General features: G+C 43.6%; 13 protein-coding genes. 7 read left to right on the forward strand and 6 right to left on the reverse strand.

The genetic code is table 11. From position 1 onward, the window contains the following. The first annotated feature begins 87 nt into the window (after window positions 1-87). On the forward strand, window positions 88-801 hold the full coding sequence (locus tag AB4623_RS02820) for a hypothetical protein (RefSeq protein ID WP_372145715.1): 714 nt from the start codon (window positions 88-90) through the stop codon (window positions 799-801). 125 nt (window positions 802-926) lie between these two features. Further along, on the forward strand, window positions 927-1,412 hold the full coding sequence (locus AB4623_RS02825) for a hypothetical protein (RefSeq protein ID WP_372145717.1): 486 nt from the start codon (window positions 927-929) through the stop codon (window positions 1,410-1,412). Window positions 1,413-1,965: 553 nt separating this feature from the next. On the opposite strand, the gene gcvP is transcribed toward AB4623_RS02825, so the two are convergent. From gcvP to AB4623_RS02840, 3 genes are all read right to left on the reverse strand, one after another. Further along, complete coding sequence (gene gcvP / locus AB4623_RS02830) at window positions 1,966-4,845, reverse strand: aminomethyl-transferring glycine dehydrogenase (RefSeq protein WP_372145719.1); 2,880 nt, start codon at window positions 4,843-4,845, stop codon at window positions 1,966-1,968. An 89-nt stretch (window positions 4,846-4,934) separates the two neighbouring features. Then, on the reverse strand, window positions 4,935-5,315 hold the full coding sequence (gene gcvH, locus AB4623_RS02835; RefSeq protein WP_017064654.1) for a glycine cleavage system protein GcvH: 381 nt from the start codon (window positions 5,313-5,315) through the stop codon (window positions 4,935-4,937). A 51-nt stretch (window positions 5,316-5,366) separates the two neighbouring features. After that, window positions 5,367-6,659: a serine hydroxymethyltransferase gene (locus tag AB4623_RS02840; protein WP_017064653.1), complete on the reverse strand. Its 1,293-nt coding sequence runs from the start codon at window positions 6,657-6,659 to the stop codon at window positions 5,367-5,369. A 441-nt stretch (window positions 6,660-7,100) separates the two neighbouring features. On the opposite strand from AB4623_RS02840, the gene AB4623_RS02845 reads away from it, so the two are divergent. The 3 genes from AB4623_RS02845 (at window position 7,101) to AB4623_RS02855 (ending at window position 10,632) form a co-directional block, all read left to right on the forward strand. Next, window positions 7,101-7,724 carry a helix-turn-helix domain-containing protein gene (locus AB4623_RS02845; protein WP_017064652.1) on the forward strand — a complete coding sequence of 208 codons (624 nt, stop codon included), beginning with the start codon at window positions 7,101-7,103 and terminating at the stop codon, window positions 7,722-7,724. 448 nt (window positions 7,725-8,172) lie between these two features. Next, window positions 8,173-9,306: a glycine cleavage system aminomethyltransferase GcvT gene (gene gcvT, locus AB4623_RS02850; RefSeq protein ID WP_372145721.1), complete on the forward strand. Its 1,134-nt coding sequence runs from the start codon at window positions 8,173-8,175 to the stop codon at window positions 9,304-9,306. A gap of 279 nt (window positions 9,307-9,585) precedes the next feature. After that, on the forward strand, window positions 9,586-10,632 hold the full coding sequence (locus AB4623_RS02855; protein ID WP_372145723.1) for a trypsin-like serine protease: 1,047 nt from the start codon (window positions 9,586-9,588) through the stop codon (window positions 10,630-10,632). A gap of 121 nt (window positions 10,633-10,753) precedes the next feature. On the opposite strand, the gene AB4623_RS02860 is transcribed toward AB4623_RS02855, so the two are convergent. Continuing rightward, a complete protein-coding gene (locus AB4623_RS02860; protein ID WP_372145725.1) occupies window positions 10,754-11,080 on the reverse strand; it encodes a hypothetical protein in 327 nt (108 codons plus the stop codon). A 199-nt stretch (window positions 11,081-11,279) separates the two neighbouring features. Here AB4623_RS02860 and AB4623_RS02865 point away from each other — a divergent pair, with 199 nt between their 5' ends. Continuing rightward, complete coding sequence (locus AB4623_RS02865) at window positions 11,280-11,597, forward strand: helix-turn-helix transcriptional regulator (RefSeq protein ID WP_017059843.1); 318 nt, start codon at window positions 11,280-11,282, stop codon at window positions 11,595-11,597. Window positions 11,598-11,690: 93 nt separating this feature from the next. On the opposite strand, the gene arfB is transcribed toward AB4623_RS02865, so the two are convergent. Beyond that, window positions 11,691-12,101, reverse strand: coding sequence for an alternative ribosome rescue aminoacyl-tRNA hydrolase ArfB (gene arfB / locus AB4623_RS02870; protein ID WP_017059842.1), 411 nt, complete (start codon window positions 12,099-12,101; stop codon window positions 11,691-11,693). An 87-nt stretch (window positions 12,102-12,188) separates the two neighbouring features. Between arfB and AB4623_RS02875 the strand changes: the two genes are divergently transcribed. Beyond that, window positions 12,189-12,794 (forward strand): beta-phosphoglucomutase family hydrolase, encoded by a 606-nt coding sequence (locus AB4623_RS02875; RefSeq protein ID WP_102331909.1) that lies wholly within the window; start codon window positions 12,189-12,191, stop codon window positions 12,792-12,794. 63 nt (window positions 12,795-12,857) lie between these two features. Here the strand turns inward: AB4623_RS02875 and AB4623_RS02880 are convergent, their stop codons facing one another. Then, on the reverse strand, window positions 12,858-14,762 hold the full coding sequence (locus AB4623_RS02880; RefSeq protein WP_102331910.1) for a GGDEF domain-containing protein: 1,905 nt from the start codon (window positions 14,760-14,762) through the stop codon (window positions 12,858-12,860). Between the last annotated feature and the right edge of the window lie 133 nt (window positions 14,763-14,895).

Raw genomic sequence — 14,895 nt, forward strand, 5'->3', positions numbered from 1 at the left:
GTTATGGAAAGACAAAGGCTAGTACAATTGGTGACCTATAGACTATGTGGAATTGCTCTTTCTAATAGGTTTTAAGGGGAGATTGGGATGGTGTCAACGACTAACAATGACGTAGCACACGCAACTGAGGTACTAAAGAGTATACCAGATTTTATCAAGGCAATAACGGACATATTACAAACGCCATCAGGACTAGTGGTTGTGGTATTTTTACTATTGTGGTTTGTAGTTAATCGGGATCTAACGCACCTATACAGCTTGTTCGAGTACAAAGAAGATAAACGATTACTGAGACTAGAAAAGTACATATCTGAGCCTGATAAGGCGTCCCCAAACACGCTAAAAGTAGCGAAAGAACAACGCGATACGTACTATTTCAAGGTGTCCACTAATGGAATCTATGCTGAAAAAGAGCTACGAGACTCACTAATTAAACTACATGAGACGACCTCAGCGTCGATAAGTTGGACAACGATCCGTAGAGCAATCTCTTATATTGAGTTGGATGCTAATAGAGAAGTGTTTGTTAGGGAAGTTAGACTCTTCGATATTGTAAGCCTTTATTATAATAGGTTTGTTGCGTTTGTGTTTGGCTTGCTCTCCGTCGGAAGTTTGATTTTGCTAATACTCTCTTCAGCACCGACCTTTATGGCCACTATTAAAATGGTTTTACTAGCTACTGTATTCGGCTGTGGTGTTTTGATTGTATTGTTTCAAAACTTACCTCATTCATCAGCAAAGAAAATTAAGTCTGAAATTAAAGCCCTAGAGGCGGAAAAAGAAGTTCTACCGAGCGTCTGAGTTGACCAACCAACTACCCTCATTTGAGCTTCTCTGGTTTTTATCATCGATGATACAATAAGTTATGTGATAGCGTTATCGAGCTACTCGGCTGACATTGCCCCCTAAGCGTAATAAATGAGATTATGAATATTAAATTTACAAGAACTGTCAGGACATCAAATAGTGAAAGCTATGTTCTTTTCCAAGAAGGGAGGAATATAGGCAATTTAGACCTTCACTTTAGCGACTGCGTGTATGGTACGTTGATATTGTCGAAAGAGTTTCCAGGCGAAGAACAGCAAGAGATTTTCGCTCAAATAGAAGATGAGTTGGTTGAACCTTTACCCCGTGAAGACTTTATCTTTTCTGTATACCAGGGTGAAGAAATAGGAATGTACTCTGATTCAATCACAGAAGAGGATCGTGCATACGAACCTGTGAAAAAGCGAGATTTTGAAGACATCTCTAAATTAGTTAAATCTGCTTTAGGGAAAAATAGAAATATTCAAGGCAAATTGACTGAGCATATTACAGTAGAGTTCTTCGAATCTCTCGGGTACAGAGCCAAGCGTGGCGACTCAGAGCTTGACCATATGAAAATTGACGTTGTCGCTGAATCTGATGTTTAGTTCAGGTTAAATCTGGCTCTGTTGGGCTCAAACAAATTGAAAAAGCTGTTGAAAGTATAAATAATTATCCGTCATTAAAACAAAAGGTTGTGGCATTTATAGCGAGTGATTATCCCGTAAGAGCAGAAACTTTAAGAAAGAGTCTTATTTGTAAGTATAGAATGCAAATTCAGTATTATCATACTTACCAAGTTCTTAAAAATCTGCCCGAATATAAAAATTCACTTTGAGTCGAGATATAACAAACTATTACGGAGCCAACATCTACTCTTAGTCTGAAACTAAAAAACTCTACTGCCACAGAGCCAATAGAAACACAAATAGCCCAATCACAAGCGTTACTTTTAGAAGCAAGGCAAGAGGGGCTCCACCTTTTGGGGCTTTGTTACAACATCCCATAATTGATTCCTAATTCAGTGTTGGTTCAGTTCAACCTTAAACCTTTCCCTTACGGTAAGGTCAATGCATTTGTTGACGTTGAATTTCAGAAAACAAAAAGGCGAACCACTTGGCTCGCCTTTTATTATGTTTTATCGCTTAGCGTCGCTACGAATTAGTCTTCGTAGTTATCGATGCTTGGGCAAGAACAGATTAGGTTACGGTCGCCGTATACGTTGTCTACACGGTTAACAGTAGGCCAGTACTTCGAGTTCTTCGTTGCTTTCGATGGGAAGCAAGCCAGTTCGCGAGAGTAAGGGCGATCCCATTCTGCGCCTGAAAGGTCAACTTGAGTGTGCGGTGCGTTCACTAGAGGGTTGTTGTCTAGTGGCCATTCACCGGCTTTCACTGCTGCCATTTCGTGACGGATTGCGATCATCGCTTCACAGAAACGGTCTAGCTCTTCTAAATCTTCTGATTCAGTTGGCTCTACCATTAGTGTGCCAGCTACTGGGAAAGACATAGTAGGTGCGTGGAAACCGAAGTCCATTAGACGCTTAGCAATATCTTCTTCGCTGATGCCTGTGTCTTCTTTAAGTGGACGAATATCGATAATACATTCGTGCGCTACGCGGCCGTTAGTGCCACGGTAAAGAACAGGGTAGTGAGGACGTAGTTTTTCCATCACGTAGTTCGCGTTCAGAATCGCTACTTTCGTTGCGTCTGTTAGGCCAGGTTCGCCCATCATTGCGATGTAAGCCCAAGAGATAGGTAGAATTGAAGCACTACCTAGATCTGCTGCTGATACTGCGTAGTCAGAACCTTGTACACCGTTTTCGATGTGACCCGGTAGGAAAGGTGCTAGGTGCGATTTAACACCGATAGGACCCATACCCGGACCGCCACCACCGTGTGGAATACAGAATGTTTTGTGTAGGTTCAAGTGAGATACGTCTGAACCGATGAAGCCAGGTGAAGTTAGACCTACTTGAGCGTTCATGTTCGCGCCGTCTAGGTAAACCTGACCACCCGCTGCGTGAACTTGTTCACACACTTCTTTCACTTGCTCTTCGTATACGCCGTGCGTAGAAGGGTAAGTGATCATGATGCTTGATAGGTTTTCTTTGTGCTTCTCGATTTTCGCTGCTAGGTCTGTCATGTCGATGTTGCCATCTTCATCACACTTAACAACCACTACCTTCATTGAAACCATTGATGCTGTAGCAGGGTTAGTACCGTGCGCAGAGCTTGGAATCAGACAAACGTTACGGTGAGCTTCACCGCGGCTTGCATGGTAACGTTGAATTGCGATTAGACCTGCATATTCGCCAGATGCACCAGAGTTAGGCTGTAGTGAGAAATCTTCGTAACCGGTGATTTCACATAGCTTCTCTTTAAGATCTTTTGCTAGTGCTGTGTAACCCGCCGCTTGCTCTAGAGGTGCGAATGGGTGAATTGAACCAAACTCAGGCCATGTTACTGGAATCATCTCAGCAGCAGCGTTCAGCTTCATCGTACAGCTGCCCAGTGGGATCATGCCGTGCGTTAGTGAGAAGTCTTTGTTCTCAAGCTGTTTTAGGTAACGCATCATTTGCGTTTCGCTGTGGTGCGTGTTGAACACTGGGTGAGTTAGGAACTCTGATTCACGACGACAGTTTTCTGGAATTGCCGCAAACTCATTTGATGCAATGTCAGAAGATAGCGCTTGAACGTCTTCTTTTACGTCGAAGATAGCGAATAGGGCATTCACGTCGTCGACTGTGGTTGTTTCATCTAAGCTGATACCGATCTTACCTTTAAGAAGGCGCAAGTTGATGTCTGCTGCTTGTGCTTTCGCGTACAGTGCATCTGTCTTCTCTTCAGAGTTGATTGTGATGGTATCGAAGAAGCTGTTGTTTGTTAGCTCGTAACCCGCTTTAGTCAGGCCAGCCGCTAGGATAGCTGTCATGTGGTGTGTACGACGAGCGATAGTACGTAGGCCTTCTGCACCGTGGTAAACCGCGTAGAAAGACGCCATGTTTGCTAGAAGTGCTTGAGCTGTACAGATGTTCGATGTCGCTTTCTCGCGGCGGATGTGTTGCTCACGAGTTTGCATTGCCATACGTAGCGCTTGGTTACCGTGAGTATCGATAGAAACACCGATTACACGACCTGGCATTGTACGCTTATGCTTTTCACGAGTACCCATGAATGCAGCGTGTGGACCGCCGTAACCCATAGGAACGCCGAAACGTTGCGCTGAACCGATTACTACGTCTGCGCCCATTTCGCCAGCTGGCTTAAGTAGAGCAGAAGCAAGTAGGTCAGTTGCAACCGTTACAAGAGTCTTGTTTGCTTGAGCTTTCGCAATGATGTCTGTTAGATCACGAACTTCGCCTGTTGTACCAGGGTATTGAACTAACGCACCAAATACGTCTTGCTCTGGAAGTGTTTCAAGAGCGCCAACCATTACTTCAAAACCGATGTACTCAGCACGAGTTTTAACAACTTCTAGTGTTTGAGGGTGAACATCGTCAGCAACGAAGAATACTTTGCTCTTGCTTTTACCAGCACGCTTACACAGTGTCATTGCTTCGCCAGCCGCTGTCGCTTCGTCAAGAAGAGACGCGTTCGCGATTTCCATACCTGTAAGGTCCATTACCATTTGTTGGTAATTTAGTAGAGCTTCAAGACGACCTTGAGAAATCTCTGGTTGGTATGGTGTGTAAGCTGTGTACCAGCCTGGGTTCTCTAAAACGTTACGTAGAATAACGTTTGGAGTGAATGTGTTGTAGTAGCCTTGGCCAATGAAAGTACGTTTCACTTGGTTTAGGTTAGCGATCTCTTTTAGAGAGGTCAGCATGTCCATTTCGCTCAGTGGCGCAGCAAGTGTCATTGGTTTTTCAAGACGGATTTGTGCAGGAACCGTTTCGTCGATCAGTGCGTCTAGGCTAGTCGCGTTGATCGCTTCAAGCATTTTTTGCTGGTCTGCTTTATTTGGGCCGTTATGACGAGTAACAAACTCGTTTTGTGTACCCAAGTCTTTCAGTAATTGGCTTTGAAGTAATTCAGTCATGATATGTTCTACTTTCTCTCTGGAGCCGTGAGCTAGCCCCTAAAATTAAGCTGCTCAAAAGAGCAGCTTTATCGTAATGAGGTTACCTATTAGTCTTCTTCGATAGAGCTTAGGTATTCTTCCGCATCTTTAAGGTTGTTTAGTTCAGACGCATCAGACATCTTCACTTTAACAATCCAACCACCTTCATAAGGTTCTTCGTTGATTAGCTCTGGGCTATCTTCTAATTCTTCGTTGATTTCTACGATTTCGCCAGAGATTGGTGCGTAGATATCAGAAGCAGCTTTCACTGATTCAACTAGAGAGAAGCTTTCGCCAGCTTCAATTTCGTCGTCAGTGTCAGGCAGGTCAACAAACACAACGTCACCTAGCATCTCTTGAGCGTGCTCAGAGATACCGATAGTTACAGTACCGTCACCGTTGTCTTTTACCCACTCGTGGCTGTCTGCAAACTTTAGTGTATTGTCCATTGCTTATTCTCCAAAAATTTATGAGGTTTTAATTTAAATCTTAAAAACGGTTTAACGGTAAAGAGGGAAGCGTTTGCAAAGCTCTTTAACTTGCTTGCGAACACGTTGCTCAACTTCAGCGTTGCCTTCAGGGCTTTCAACTAAGCCGTCAAGAACATCGCCGATCCATTCACCGATAAGTTTGAATTCTTCAGTGCCAAAACCACGACTGGTTCCAGCTGGCGTACCTAAACGAATGCCAGAGGTAATCATAGGCTTCTCTGAGTCGAATGGTATGCCATTTTTGTTACATGTGATCCCTGCACGCTCTAATGCTTCTTCAGTTACGTTACCTTTCAAGCCCTTAGGACGAAGGTCAACCAGCATTAGGTGCGTGTCTGTTCCGCCAGTCACAATGTCACAACCGCGAGTTTGCAACACTTCAGCAAGAACTTTTGCGTTGTCGATCACTGAATCAATATAAGTATTAAATTCTGGGCCAAGTGCCTCGCCAAACGCCACTGCTTTAGCCGCGATAACGTGCATTAATGGGCCACCTTGAAGGCCAGGGAACACTGCAGAGTTGATCTTTTTGTTGATGTCTTCGTGGTTAGTCAGAATCATGCCGCCGCGTGGGCCACGAAGTGTTTTGTGCGTTGTTGTAGTCACAACGTGTGCGTGTGGTAGTGGGCTAGGGTGAGCACCTGTCGCGATAAGACCCGCGATGTGTGCCATATCGACCATTAGGATAGCGCCAACTTCGTCAGCGATTTCTCGGAACTTAGCGAAATCAATAACGCGTGGGATAGCACTACCACCAGCAATAATCATTTTAGGTTGGCTTTCAATTGCTAAAGCGCGAACCGCTTCGTAATCGATTTCAAGTGTGTCGCGGTCTACGCCATATTGAACTGCGTTGAACCACTTACCAGACATTGCAGGGCGCGCACCGTGTGTAAGGTGACCACCAGCGTCTAGAGACATACCTAGGATAGTGTCGCCAGGTTGAAGTAGGGCAAGTTTAACTGCGCCGTTCGCTTGAGCGCCAGAGTGAGGCTGTACGTTTACGTATTCACATTTGAACAGCTGCTTAGCACGTTCAATCGCAATAGCTTCTACTGTATCTACGTGCTCACAACCACCGTAGTAACGACGACCTGGGTAGCCTTCTGCGTATTTGTTGGTAAGGCAAGTGCCTTGAGCTTGCATTACTGCTTTAGAAACGATGTTCTCAGAAGCAATAAGTTCGATTTGTTCGTTTTGACGAGTGTTCTCTGCTTGGATTCCAGCAAATACTGCGTCGTCAGTCGCAGATAGGTTTGTAGAGAAAAAACTGTCTAAGCTATGGTTTTGGTAAGCGTTCATTGTCGAGACCTTTCATTAAGCTAATGGTGATTGTTTTTATAGTCCATTAGGTCTTACGTTGATTTCTGCATCGGTATCGTTTGCGCTATATAGGTATAGATAAACGTGAATTGCGTTATAAATATACTCTTACAGCGTCTAAGCGATCGTTGTAGGGTCAATGCAGCACGAATTGTTTCCCAAAAAGTTCGGGTAAAAAACAGCTCTTACAAATGTTAAATCTATCATTTGCTGCAAGCTGAAGTAGCATCTCTTCATCTAACAAGTCGATAACATAGCTCCGATAAAATCAATTTTCAACAAAAATTTCCAATAGGAAACAACTTTTCTTGTTTTGCTACGGGGAGCACGCTTTATTTCTCTGTGTGCTCTTTAATCAACAAAGCGCTTCATGCAACAATGAAATGAATAGACAGGAAGTAAGAAAATAATGAGGGACCTATGTCAGAAGACATTTATGATGAGTACCCATCTTTAACGTTGGCGAAAGAAACGTTAGACCAGAATATAGAGCCACTTAGGCTTGGCCAGCGCATTAAAGATATCCGCGGCAAGCTTGGGATCACGCTAGAAGAAGCAAGCCAAAGAACTGGCTTGGCGCGTTCTACGCTCAGCAAAATCGAGAATGAACAGATCTCACCAACCTTTCAGGCTATGCAAAAATTAGCGATGGGTTTGCAAATAGATATGCCTCAACTCTTTGAGCCACCGAGAAAAAAAGTGGCAACAGGACGTCGCGATTTAACCAAGGCAGGCCAAGGTAAACCACACCCAACACCGACTTATGAACATGAGCTGCTTGCGACTGAGCTTTCTAATAAGAAGATGATGCCGTTTAAGAGCCGCGTAAGAGCACGTACTTTTGAAGAGTATAATGATTGGGTGCGTCATGACGGTGAGGAGTTCTTAATGATCATCTCTGGCGATGTGATGTTCTATTCAGAATTCTACGAACCTGTGCCAATGAGCGAAGGCGATAGCATGTATTACGATGCTAATATGGGCCACATGCTGATTTCTACCAGTACAGAAGATGCACTTATTTTGTGGGTGACTGCAAAATAAGTTAACAAACTTAGAATTTCTTATAGTGAATGCAAACGTTTGCTTTTGTTTCGAACGTTAGGCAACAGACGCGATATTGATGTGAAAATCATCAATATCGCGTTTTTGTATGCATCTATAAATTGTTTTTAAATTGTTAAATGTCACATTTTGAGCTGTTTTAATCTTGTTAAGGGTGTAAAACTCACTCAGGCTTGTTTATTATAGTGAACACGGTTTACTCATGTTGATTGAAGTTTACTGAAGTGAATTCTTAGAAAGTGAGTTGTATGGGATTTGTACAGCTATTCAGATTTATAAAGCTAACAATATAAGCCTATATAAAAGACATCACTTTTTACTATCTACTGTTTCTAACGTTAATCCGTATCGTTAGAGGCGACTCTAAATAGAGATATAAGCGGCAGACTCGATTTTGGACAGCCTGCAACGCTTCATGGAGAATAAAATGACTCAAGAACACGCTAATCAAGACCTACTAAAAACACCACTGCATGCACTTCACGTTGAAGAGGGTGCGAAAATGGTTCCTTTCGCTGGCTACGATATGCCAGTTCAGTACCCACTAGGTGTAAAGAAAGAGCACTTACACACTCGTGACGCTGCCGGTCTTTTTGATGTTTCTCACATGGGGCAACTTCGTCTACATGGTGCAAACGCAGCTGCTGTCTTAGAATCTTTGGTTCCTGTGGATATTATCGACCTTCCTTCTGGTAAACAGCGTTACGCTTTCTTTACTAATGAGCAGGGCGGCATCATGGATGACCTTATGGTTGCGAACCTAGGCGATCACCTATTTGTTGTTGTGAACGCGGCTTGTAAGACACAAGATATCGACCACCTTACTGCGCACCTACCGGCTGACGTAGAGATGGAAGTGATCGATGACCGCGCTCTATTAGCACTTCAAGGCCCTAAAGCGTCTGAAGTTCTTGCTCGTTTCCAACCAAGCGTTGCAGATATGCTGTTCATGGATGTTCAAAAAGTCGATATCGATGGCGTTGAATGCATCGTGAGCCGCAGTGGCTACACGGGTGAAGATGGCTACGAGATCTCTGTACCGAACGATCACGCTGAAGCACTAGCGCGTAAGCTGATTTCAGAAGCTGAAGTTGAGTGGATTGGCCTGGGTGCTCGTGACTCACTTCGTCTTGAGTGTGGTCTATGTCTGTACGGTCACGATCTAGATACAACAACAACACCAGTCGAAGCTAGCCTCCTATGGGGAATTCAAAAAGTGCGTCGTACTGACGGTGAACGTGCAGGCGGTTTCCCTGGCGCTGATATCATCCTTGAGCAAATCGCGACTAAAGACGTTCAACGCAAGCGTGTTGGTCTTGTTGGTCAGACTAAAGCACCAGTACGTGAAGGCGCTGCTCTGTTCGATGCTGAAGACAACAAAATTGGCGTTGTAACAAGTGGTACTGCGGGTCCTAACGCGGGCAAGCCTGTTTCTATGGCTTACGTTCGTACTGACCTAGCGGTTATTGGCACTGAAGTATTCGCTGAAGTTCGTGGCAAGAAGCTACCTATGACAGTAGAAAAAATGCCATTCGTACCTCAACGTTACTACCGTGGCTAATCTCTTTTAAGAGAAACCACAAAGTTAAATGAAAGCCTATTGTTTGCTTCTCTTTACTGGGAAGCCTAACGGTAGGCTTTTTTGTTTTTGGTAGCGTATGTTTTTGCGAGCGTATAAGGTTTAGCGTTACCCACTAACAACGGTTACTTAAAATTCGTTTATAAAATGAGAGATGTCGCCATATCGTTACAAATACTTACTATAATCACGGTTGTGACGTGTTATGGTGGCGATTCATCATTTTTGTAAATAAGTAGTAGGGGTTACAAGGAGTTAACTATGAACGTAAACCATAAAATGAGTCCGGTTCGTAAAGCCGTTTTAGGGCTTTTAGCGCCATTGATTTACACATCAAGTGTTATGGCAACGGAAAACACGGTCGAAAGTACTCCTGATGTGGGTGTAACACCTTATATTGTGAATGGTAGCGGTGCTTCGGTAACTGAATTCCCTTCAATGGCGAGCTTGTTCATCGATAGAATTGAATATGATGGTGTCTACTCAACTGGGCCATATTGTGGTGCGACAATTTTAGATCCAACTCATATATTAACGGCTGCACACTGTATTTATGGTGATGAGAATGCTCAGTTGTTTACTGTCGTCGTCCCTCAATTAGAAGACACTTCCCAATTTCCTAACAACATTGTCCAGAAAGCACGCGTGGCTGAAGTATATTATCGTAGTGATTACTCAAATGCTCTGAGCGATCTATTGCGTAATGATGTTGCTATTCTAAAACTTGAAAGTGCACTAAACATCGATTCAATTAACGATGTTGTGCAGCGCCCCTCTGATGAGACGTATCGTAATGTCGCAAACGACTTTGTTGCCGTGGGGCACGGAGATACGCGCACTGGCTTTGACGCAACCACTTTATTACAAAAAGCCGACCTCAATTATGTTGTCAATGCGACTTGTAAGGATGTATTCGCTGCTGGTGATGAGTTAACAGAGAATCAAATTTGTTTCGTTGGAGATGTGGGTACTTCTGGCTTGTATGGTGGCACTTGTCAAGGTGACTCTGGCGGTCCTGTTTACTGGAAGGATGGTTCGATTTACAGACAAGTAGGGATCACCAGTTTTGGTCCTGAAACGTGTGGTGGTAACTCAAGAGTAACGTCGGTATTTACAGAAATCTACGACTACAAAGATTGGATCGACAGTGTTATTGCTGGTACTGAAACTGCTAAGTTTGTATCAACAGACGCGAAACGTACTGCTTATGCTGGTAGAAGCTCATCTGGCTCAGGAGGCAGTGTGTCGTTTGGTTTGCTAGGCGCGTTGATGTTACTCGGTGGGCTTAGAAGAGCGATGTCTCGTTAGATACCCATGTCTTCATGTTAGTTAAACAAACGGCCAGTCATTCAACTATGACTGGCCGTTTTTGTTTTGTTCTGTTTGTTTAAGCCATCGAGAGGTTGCGCTACTCGTTGATATTAATAGATTAGGCACAGAATTCAGTAGACGCTTTTCTGCTGTATCTTTCGACAATCTCATCCATCTCTTTAACTGCGTCGTTGATGCTTTGAATACCGCCTTGTGCGACACCTTTTTCATTTTGGTTCAGAGCAGAAAAGGCCTGCTTCAATTCTTTCTCTTCCAACATACTTCCGTGCAGCAGCACTTCTTTGTAAGTGAGTAGCCTATGCTGCACTGCAATAATTTCGGAGCGGGCATTGTCCGTTTCTAATGCGTGCTTAATGCAAGGAAATGCCAATTTATAACGATTCGCAATTTCCAATATGACGTCTTTCTTATTCGCAATTTGCAATTTTTCTAATTTCCCAACACTTGAATACTCAAGTTACCTAGCCGTACGTTCACAACTGATATCAGTGTGAAGGTTTATGAAACGTAACGGTTTTATCAAGCGAATAATATGCCTTTGATGGCTTATGTAAACCATCACAAGTCAATATGGTCTGCTTCTTGCTGAATTTAGGACATAACTGTCTTTTGAGGATGAGCTTATGTCACAAGAACCCATAATATTGGCGCTGATTGAGCGTAGGAAACAAGCCAACTTGTCTCAAGAAAAGTTAGCCTCGAGTGCAGGAATGAGCTTAAAAACCTATCAAAGGATTGAACGCGGAGAGGCGGACATCAAGATGTCTCAGTATCGTTCAATCACTAGAACCTTAAAAGTGACGGATTTGGATGTGGTGCTTGATATTGTTGGCGCATCACAAGTAACAGCGGAAGATGTAGCTGCGGTCAGTCGTCTGCTGACCAGCGAAGAGCGCCTGTTGTTGATCAAGCTGATTTTGTCGGTCAAAAAGAAGCAGTAGTCTTTCTTTCAAATAAACAGCGTAATAGATCGATTCGTTAGTCAAATTGACAGATACTTCTAGGGTAATGTGTTCTCTGAGGGCATGAAGCCATCAGCTCACTCTTCCACGCAGCTGTTTGGTGGTGCTTCTTTGTTTTTTGCTTTCTAAACGTCTTTTCTGAGAGCCACGCGTCGGCTTAGTTGCTCGTCTTACTTTTTGAACCTTTGTCGCTTCCAAGATCAATTCTTTCAAGCGCACTAAAGCATCATCTCGGTTTTGTTCCTGAGTTCTATACTGTTGCGCTTTAATGATAATCACACCGTCTTTGGTGATGCGGCTATCTTTGTGTGCGAGGAGCTTTTCTTTATAGAAGTCAGGTAGGGTAGAGTGCTTGATATCAAAACGTAAATGTATCGCGCTCGATACTTTATTGACGTTCTGACCGCCGGCTCCTTGTGCTCTGATCGCTGTTAACTGAAGTTCCCAGTCTTGAATCGAAACAGAATTAGATATTTGTAACATAAACATCCATTTTGAACGGTAATATGGCGCCATGATACTGAATATTGGTTATGGTATCAGTAACTTTATTAAAGAGTGGTAGTAGTGATGAAAATAGATTTAACGGCATATGAAGGATTAATCTTTGATATGGACGGTACGTTGATCGATACAATGCCTGCACATGTAAAGGCGTGGCAGCAAACGGCTGAAGAGTTTGGTTTTCATTTTGAAGCGTCTTGGCTACATAGTTTAGGTGGCATGCCGAGTTATAAGATAGCCGGTGAGGTGAACAGCAAATACGGTTTATCGCTCGACCCACAAGCGGTTTCTACGTTTAAAATGGCGTCGTTTGCGGCTATTGAAGACAAAGGAGACGTTATCCCTTGTACTCACTCTCTGTTGTTAGAGCATCTGGGTAACAAGAAGATTGCAGTAGGAACGGGCAGTCAACGTAAAAGTGCCGAACAGTTGTTGGACAAAACAGATATTTTGAGCAAGCTGGATATCCTAGTGACAGCAACAGATGTGAAGAATCACAAACCAAATCCGGATACCTTCTTAGATGCGTGTTTTGGTATGGGATTACAGCCAAAGCAGTGTGTTGTGTTTGAAGATACGAACTTAGGTAAGCAGGCTGCTCATGCTGCGAACATGGATTGTATTCTGGTGGTAGAAGGGAAAAAGTTAGAGTTCTATCCAGCACCAAGCTGATTGAAAGGATTGGGTTGTTAAACCGCCAAACTGATAGCCTAGCGGAACAATACTGATTTTCTGTTAGGCGATTTCGCTCATTTCGCTGTCTAGGAACAGGCAAACACTGTTTCGACCTGCGGCTTTGGCTTCATAGAGTGCTAAATCCGCACACTTGTAGTTGAGAGTAGGGTCGTTGGTCAGGTTGGTGATTCCGCCACTGACCGTCACCACGTTGTCGAGCTCAATATTGACTGCGATTCTCAATCTGTTAAGCACATATTCAGCTTCTTCAGTTGTGGTATGAGGCAGAATAACGCCAAATTCTTCACCACCAATGCGAGCCACAAAATCAGTTTCTCGACACTCACGTTGTAATACCTCAGCAACGGTTTGAATGACGCGATCACCATAATCGTGACCAAATCTGTCGTTAATGCGTTTGAAATAGTCTATGTCCAAGATCGCTAAGCAAGAGTGTTCGCGAGTAGGGTATCGATTCACACGAGAGCACTCATCTCTCAGCTCAAGATCGAACTTACGGCGGTTCCAACACCCAGCTAAGGCATCTTTTTCGCTCAGGTTTCTCAGTTTGTTTTCTAGCTCTTTGTGTTTACTGATATCCACAAATGAAGCGACATAAAACTGAATCACGTCTTTCGAGTCTTTAATGGTTTGGATTCGCAATATTTCCGTGATCAAAGATCCGTCTTTACGGCGATTGACCACTTCGCCTTCCCATACCCCAGTCTTAGTGATTATGCTCCACATCTTGATGTAGAACTCTTCGTTGTAGCGACCAGAGGCAAACATGGATGGTTGGCGGCCTTTTACGTCTTCTAACTCGTAGCCACTAACACGGGTGAATTCTTGGTTTACCTTGATGATACGGTTGTTTCTGTCGGTAATCACTAAGGCAGACATACCATTCATCGCGGCTTTAGCCAGTTGACTATCGATACTGTTCTTCTTGTGGTTACTGTTCCACAATACAAAGCCAGCGGAGATCATCGAAATCAAGAAAGACAAGGTGATGATCTGAACGACAATCGCTTGTTTTTCTTGTCGGTATTGACTGCTGAAATGCTGATTCTCAATGTGAAGAACCATGTAAATAGGGCCTGCAAACTGCTTTATCTTTGGGCTGATGTCCGAGTGGAAATACCAGTTCTTACCATCGAAATAGCTAGACGAAGAGTTGTCTTGAATGTCTTTCCAAAGCTCTGGGTATAGCTTTGCGTATGTCTTGTCTGAACGTGATTCAATCACATGCCCAAATGATTCAGCTGGGTCAGGGCCCATGATGACATGACCAGTTTTGTTTAGAATGACCGGGACTGCATCTGAGTCTCCAATTTGGTAATGAAGGCGGTTGTAAATCTCTAGCATGTTTAGATTTGCAATGAAGTAACCAATAATTCGATTCCCTTCAGCGACTGGCGTCATAATGCGAAGCGCCGGCGTTAACGGGTGGATGATTTCTCCATTTTCCATTTCTAGGTCAATGCCTCTGGATCTGACATCGCCAATCTCTAATTTCTGAAGCATCTGGTAGTAATCTCGAGAAGATTTGTTCTGCAGTTCGTTCTCGGGGACGACAGTGGCTCGACCGTCTTTGTAGTTAACGCGGAACACTTCGTTGCCGGCTAGATCGAGATAACGAAGCTGGGAATAGTATTTTTGGCCACGAGCTAACATCACCCAAAGATCTTGCAGGGTTTCTTTATGGATAATAGAAGGTTCTCGAATCGCTCGGAGTAGTGTTTGAGAGTCGGCGATTGACGGAACAGAGTTAGAGATTTGCTCAACAATAACAGCGAGTTCATGAAAGCTGTATTCGATCTGGTTCTGGCTGGACTGTTGGATATTTAGCGTGTGCTGAGCTTCAACCCTGTCAAATTCAGAGTTAATGTAGAGGGCAGGGACTAGTCCTAGGGCAAAGATGGTACATAGAAATTGGCTGACTAGTTTTTTTATACTTGTATTCATCACTGTCCTCAAAGAATCAGCGCAATACTATATATTTTATAGGGTTTTTAATGTGATCTTGACCCAGAAGTTAAGACAAGATTCGCATATAACTACGATTTAAGTGCAACTTTTTGCAGTTAAGCTTGATTGT

This window comes from Vibrio sp. 10N.222.52.C12, assembly GCF_041474215.1.
Lineage (GTDB): Bacteria > Pseudomonadota > Gammaproteobacteria > Enterobacterales > Vibrionaceae > Vibrio > Vibrio crassostreae_C.

What these genes read in the sequence shown, in the direction of transcription:
- AB4623_RS02820 (WP_372145715.1), top strand. Translation starts at nt 88, where the DNA reads ATGGTGTCAACGACTAACAATGACGTAGCACACGCAACTGAGGTACTA.
- AB4623_RS02825 (WP_372145717.1), top strand. Translation starts at nt 927, where the DNA reads ATGAATATTAAATTTACAAGAACTGTCAGGACATCAAATAGTGAAAGC.
- gcvP (WP_372145719.1), bottom strand. Translation starts at nt 4,845, where the DNA reads ATGACTGAATTACTTCAAAGCCAATTACTGAAAGACTTGGGTACACAA.
- gcvH (WP_017064654.1), bottom strand. Translation starts at nt 5,315, where the DNA reads ATGGACAATACACTAAAGTTTGCAGACAGCCACGAGTGGGTAAAAGAC.
- AB4623_RS02840 (WP_017064653.1), bottom strand. Translation starts at nt 6,659, where the DNA reads ATGAACGCTTACCAAAACCATAGCTTAGACAGTTTTTTCTCTACAAAC.
- AB4623_RS02845 (WP_017064652.1), top strand. Translation starts at nt 7,101, where the DNA reads ATGTCAGAAGACATTTATGATGAGTACCCATCTTTAACGTTGGCGAAA.
- gcvT (WP_372145721.1), top strand. Translation starts at nt 8,173, where the DNA reads ATGACTCAAGAACACGCTAATCAAGACCTACTAAAAACACCACTGCAT.
- AB4623_RS02855 (WP_372145723.1), top strand. Translation starts at nt 9,586, where the DNA reads ATGAACGTAAACCATAAAATGAGTCCGGTTCGTAAAGCCGTTTTAGGG.
- AB4623_RS02865 (WP_017059843.1), top strand. Translation starts at nt 11,280, where the DNA reads ATGTCACAAGAACCCATAATATTGGCGCTGATTGAGCGTAGGAAACAA.
- arfB (WP_017059842.1), bottom strand. Translation starts at nt 12,101, where the DNA reads ATGTTACAAATATCTAATTCTGTTTCGATTCAAGACTGGGAACTTCAG.
- AB4623_RS02875 (WP_102331909.1), top strand. Translation starts at nt 12,189, where the DNA reads ATGAAAATAGATTTAACGGCATATGAAGGATTAATCTTTGATATGGAC.
- AB4623_RS02880 (WP_102331910.1), bottom strand. Translation starts at nt 14,762, where the DNA reads ATGAATACAAGTATAAAAAAACTAGTCAGCCAATTTCTATGTACCATC.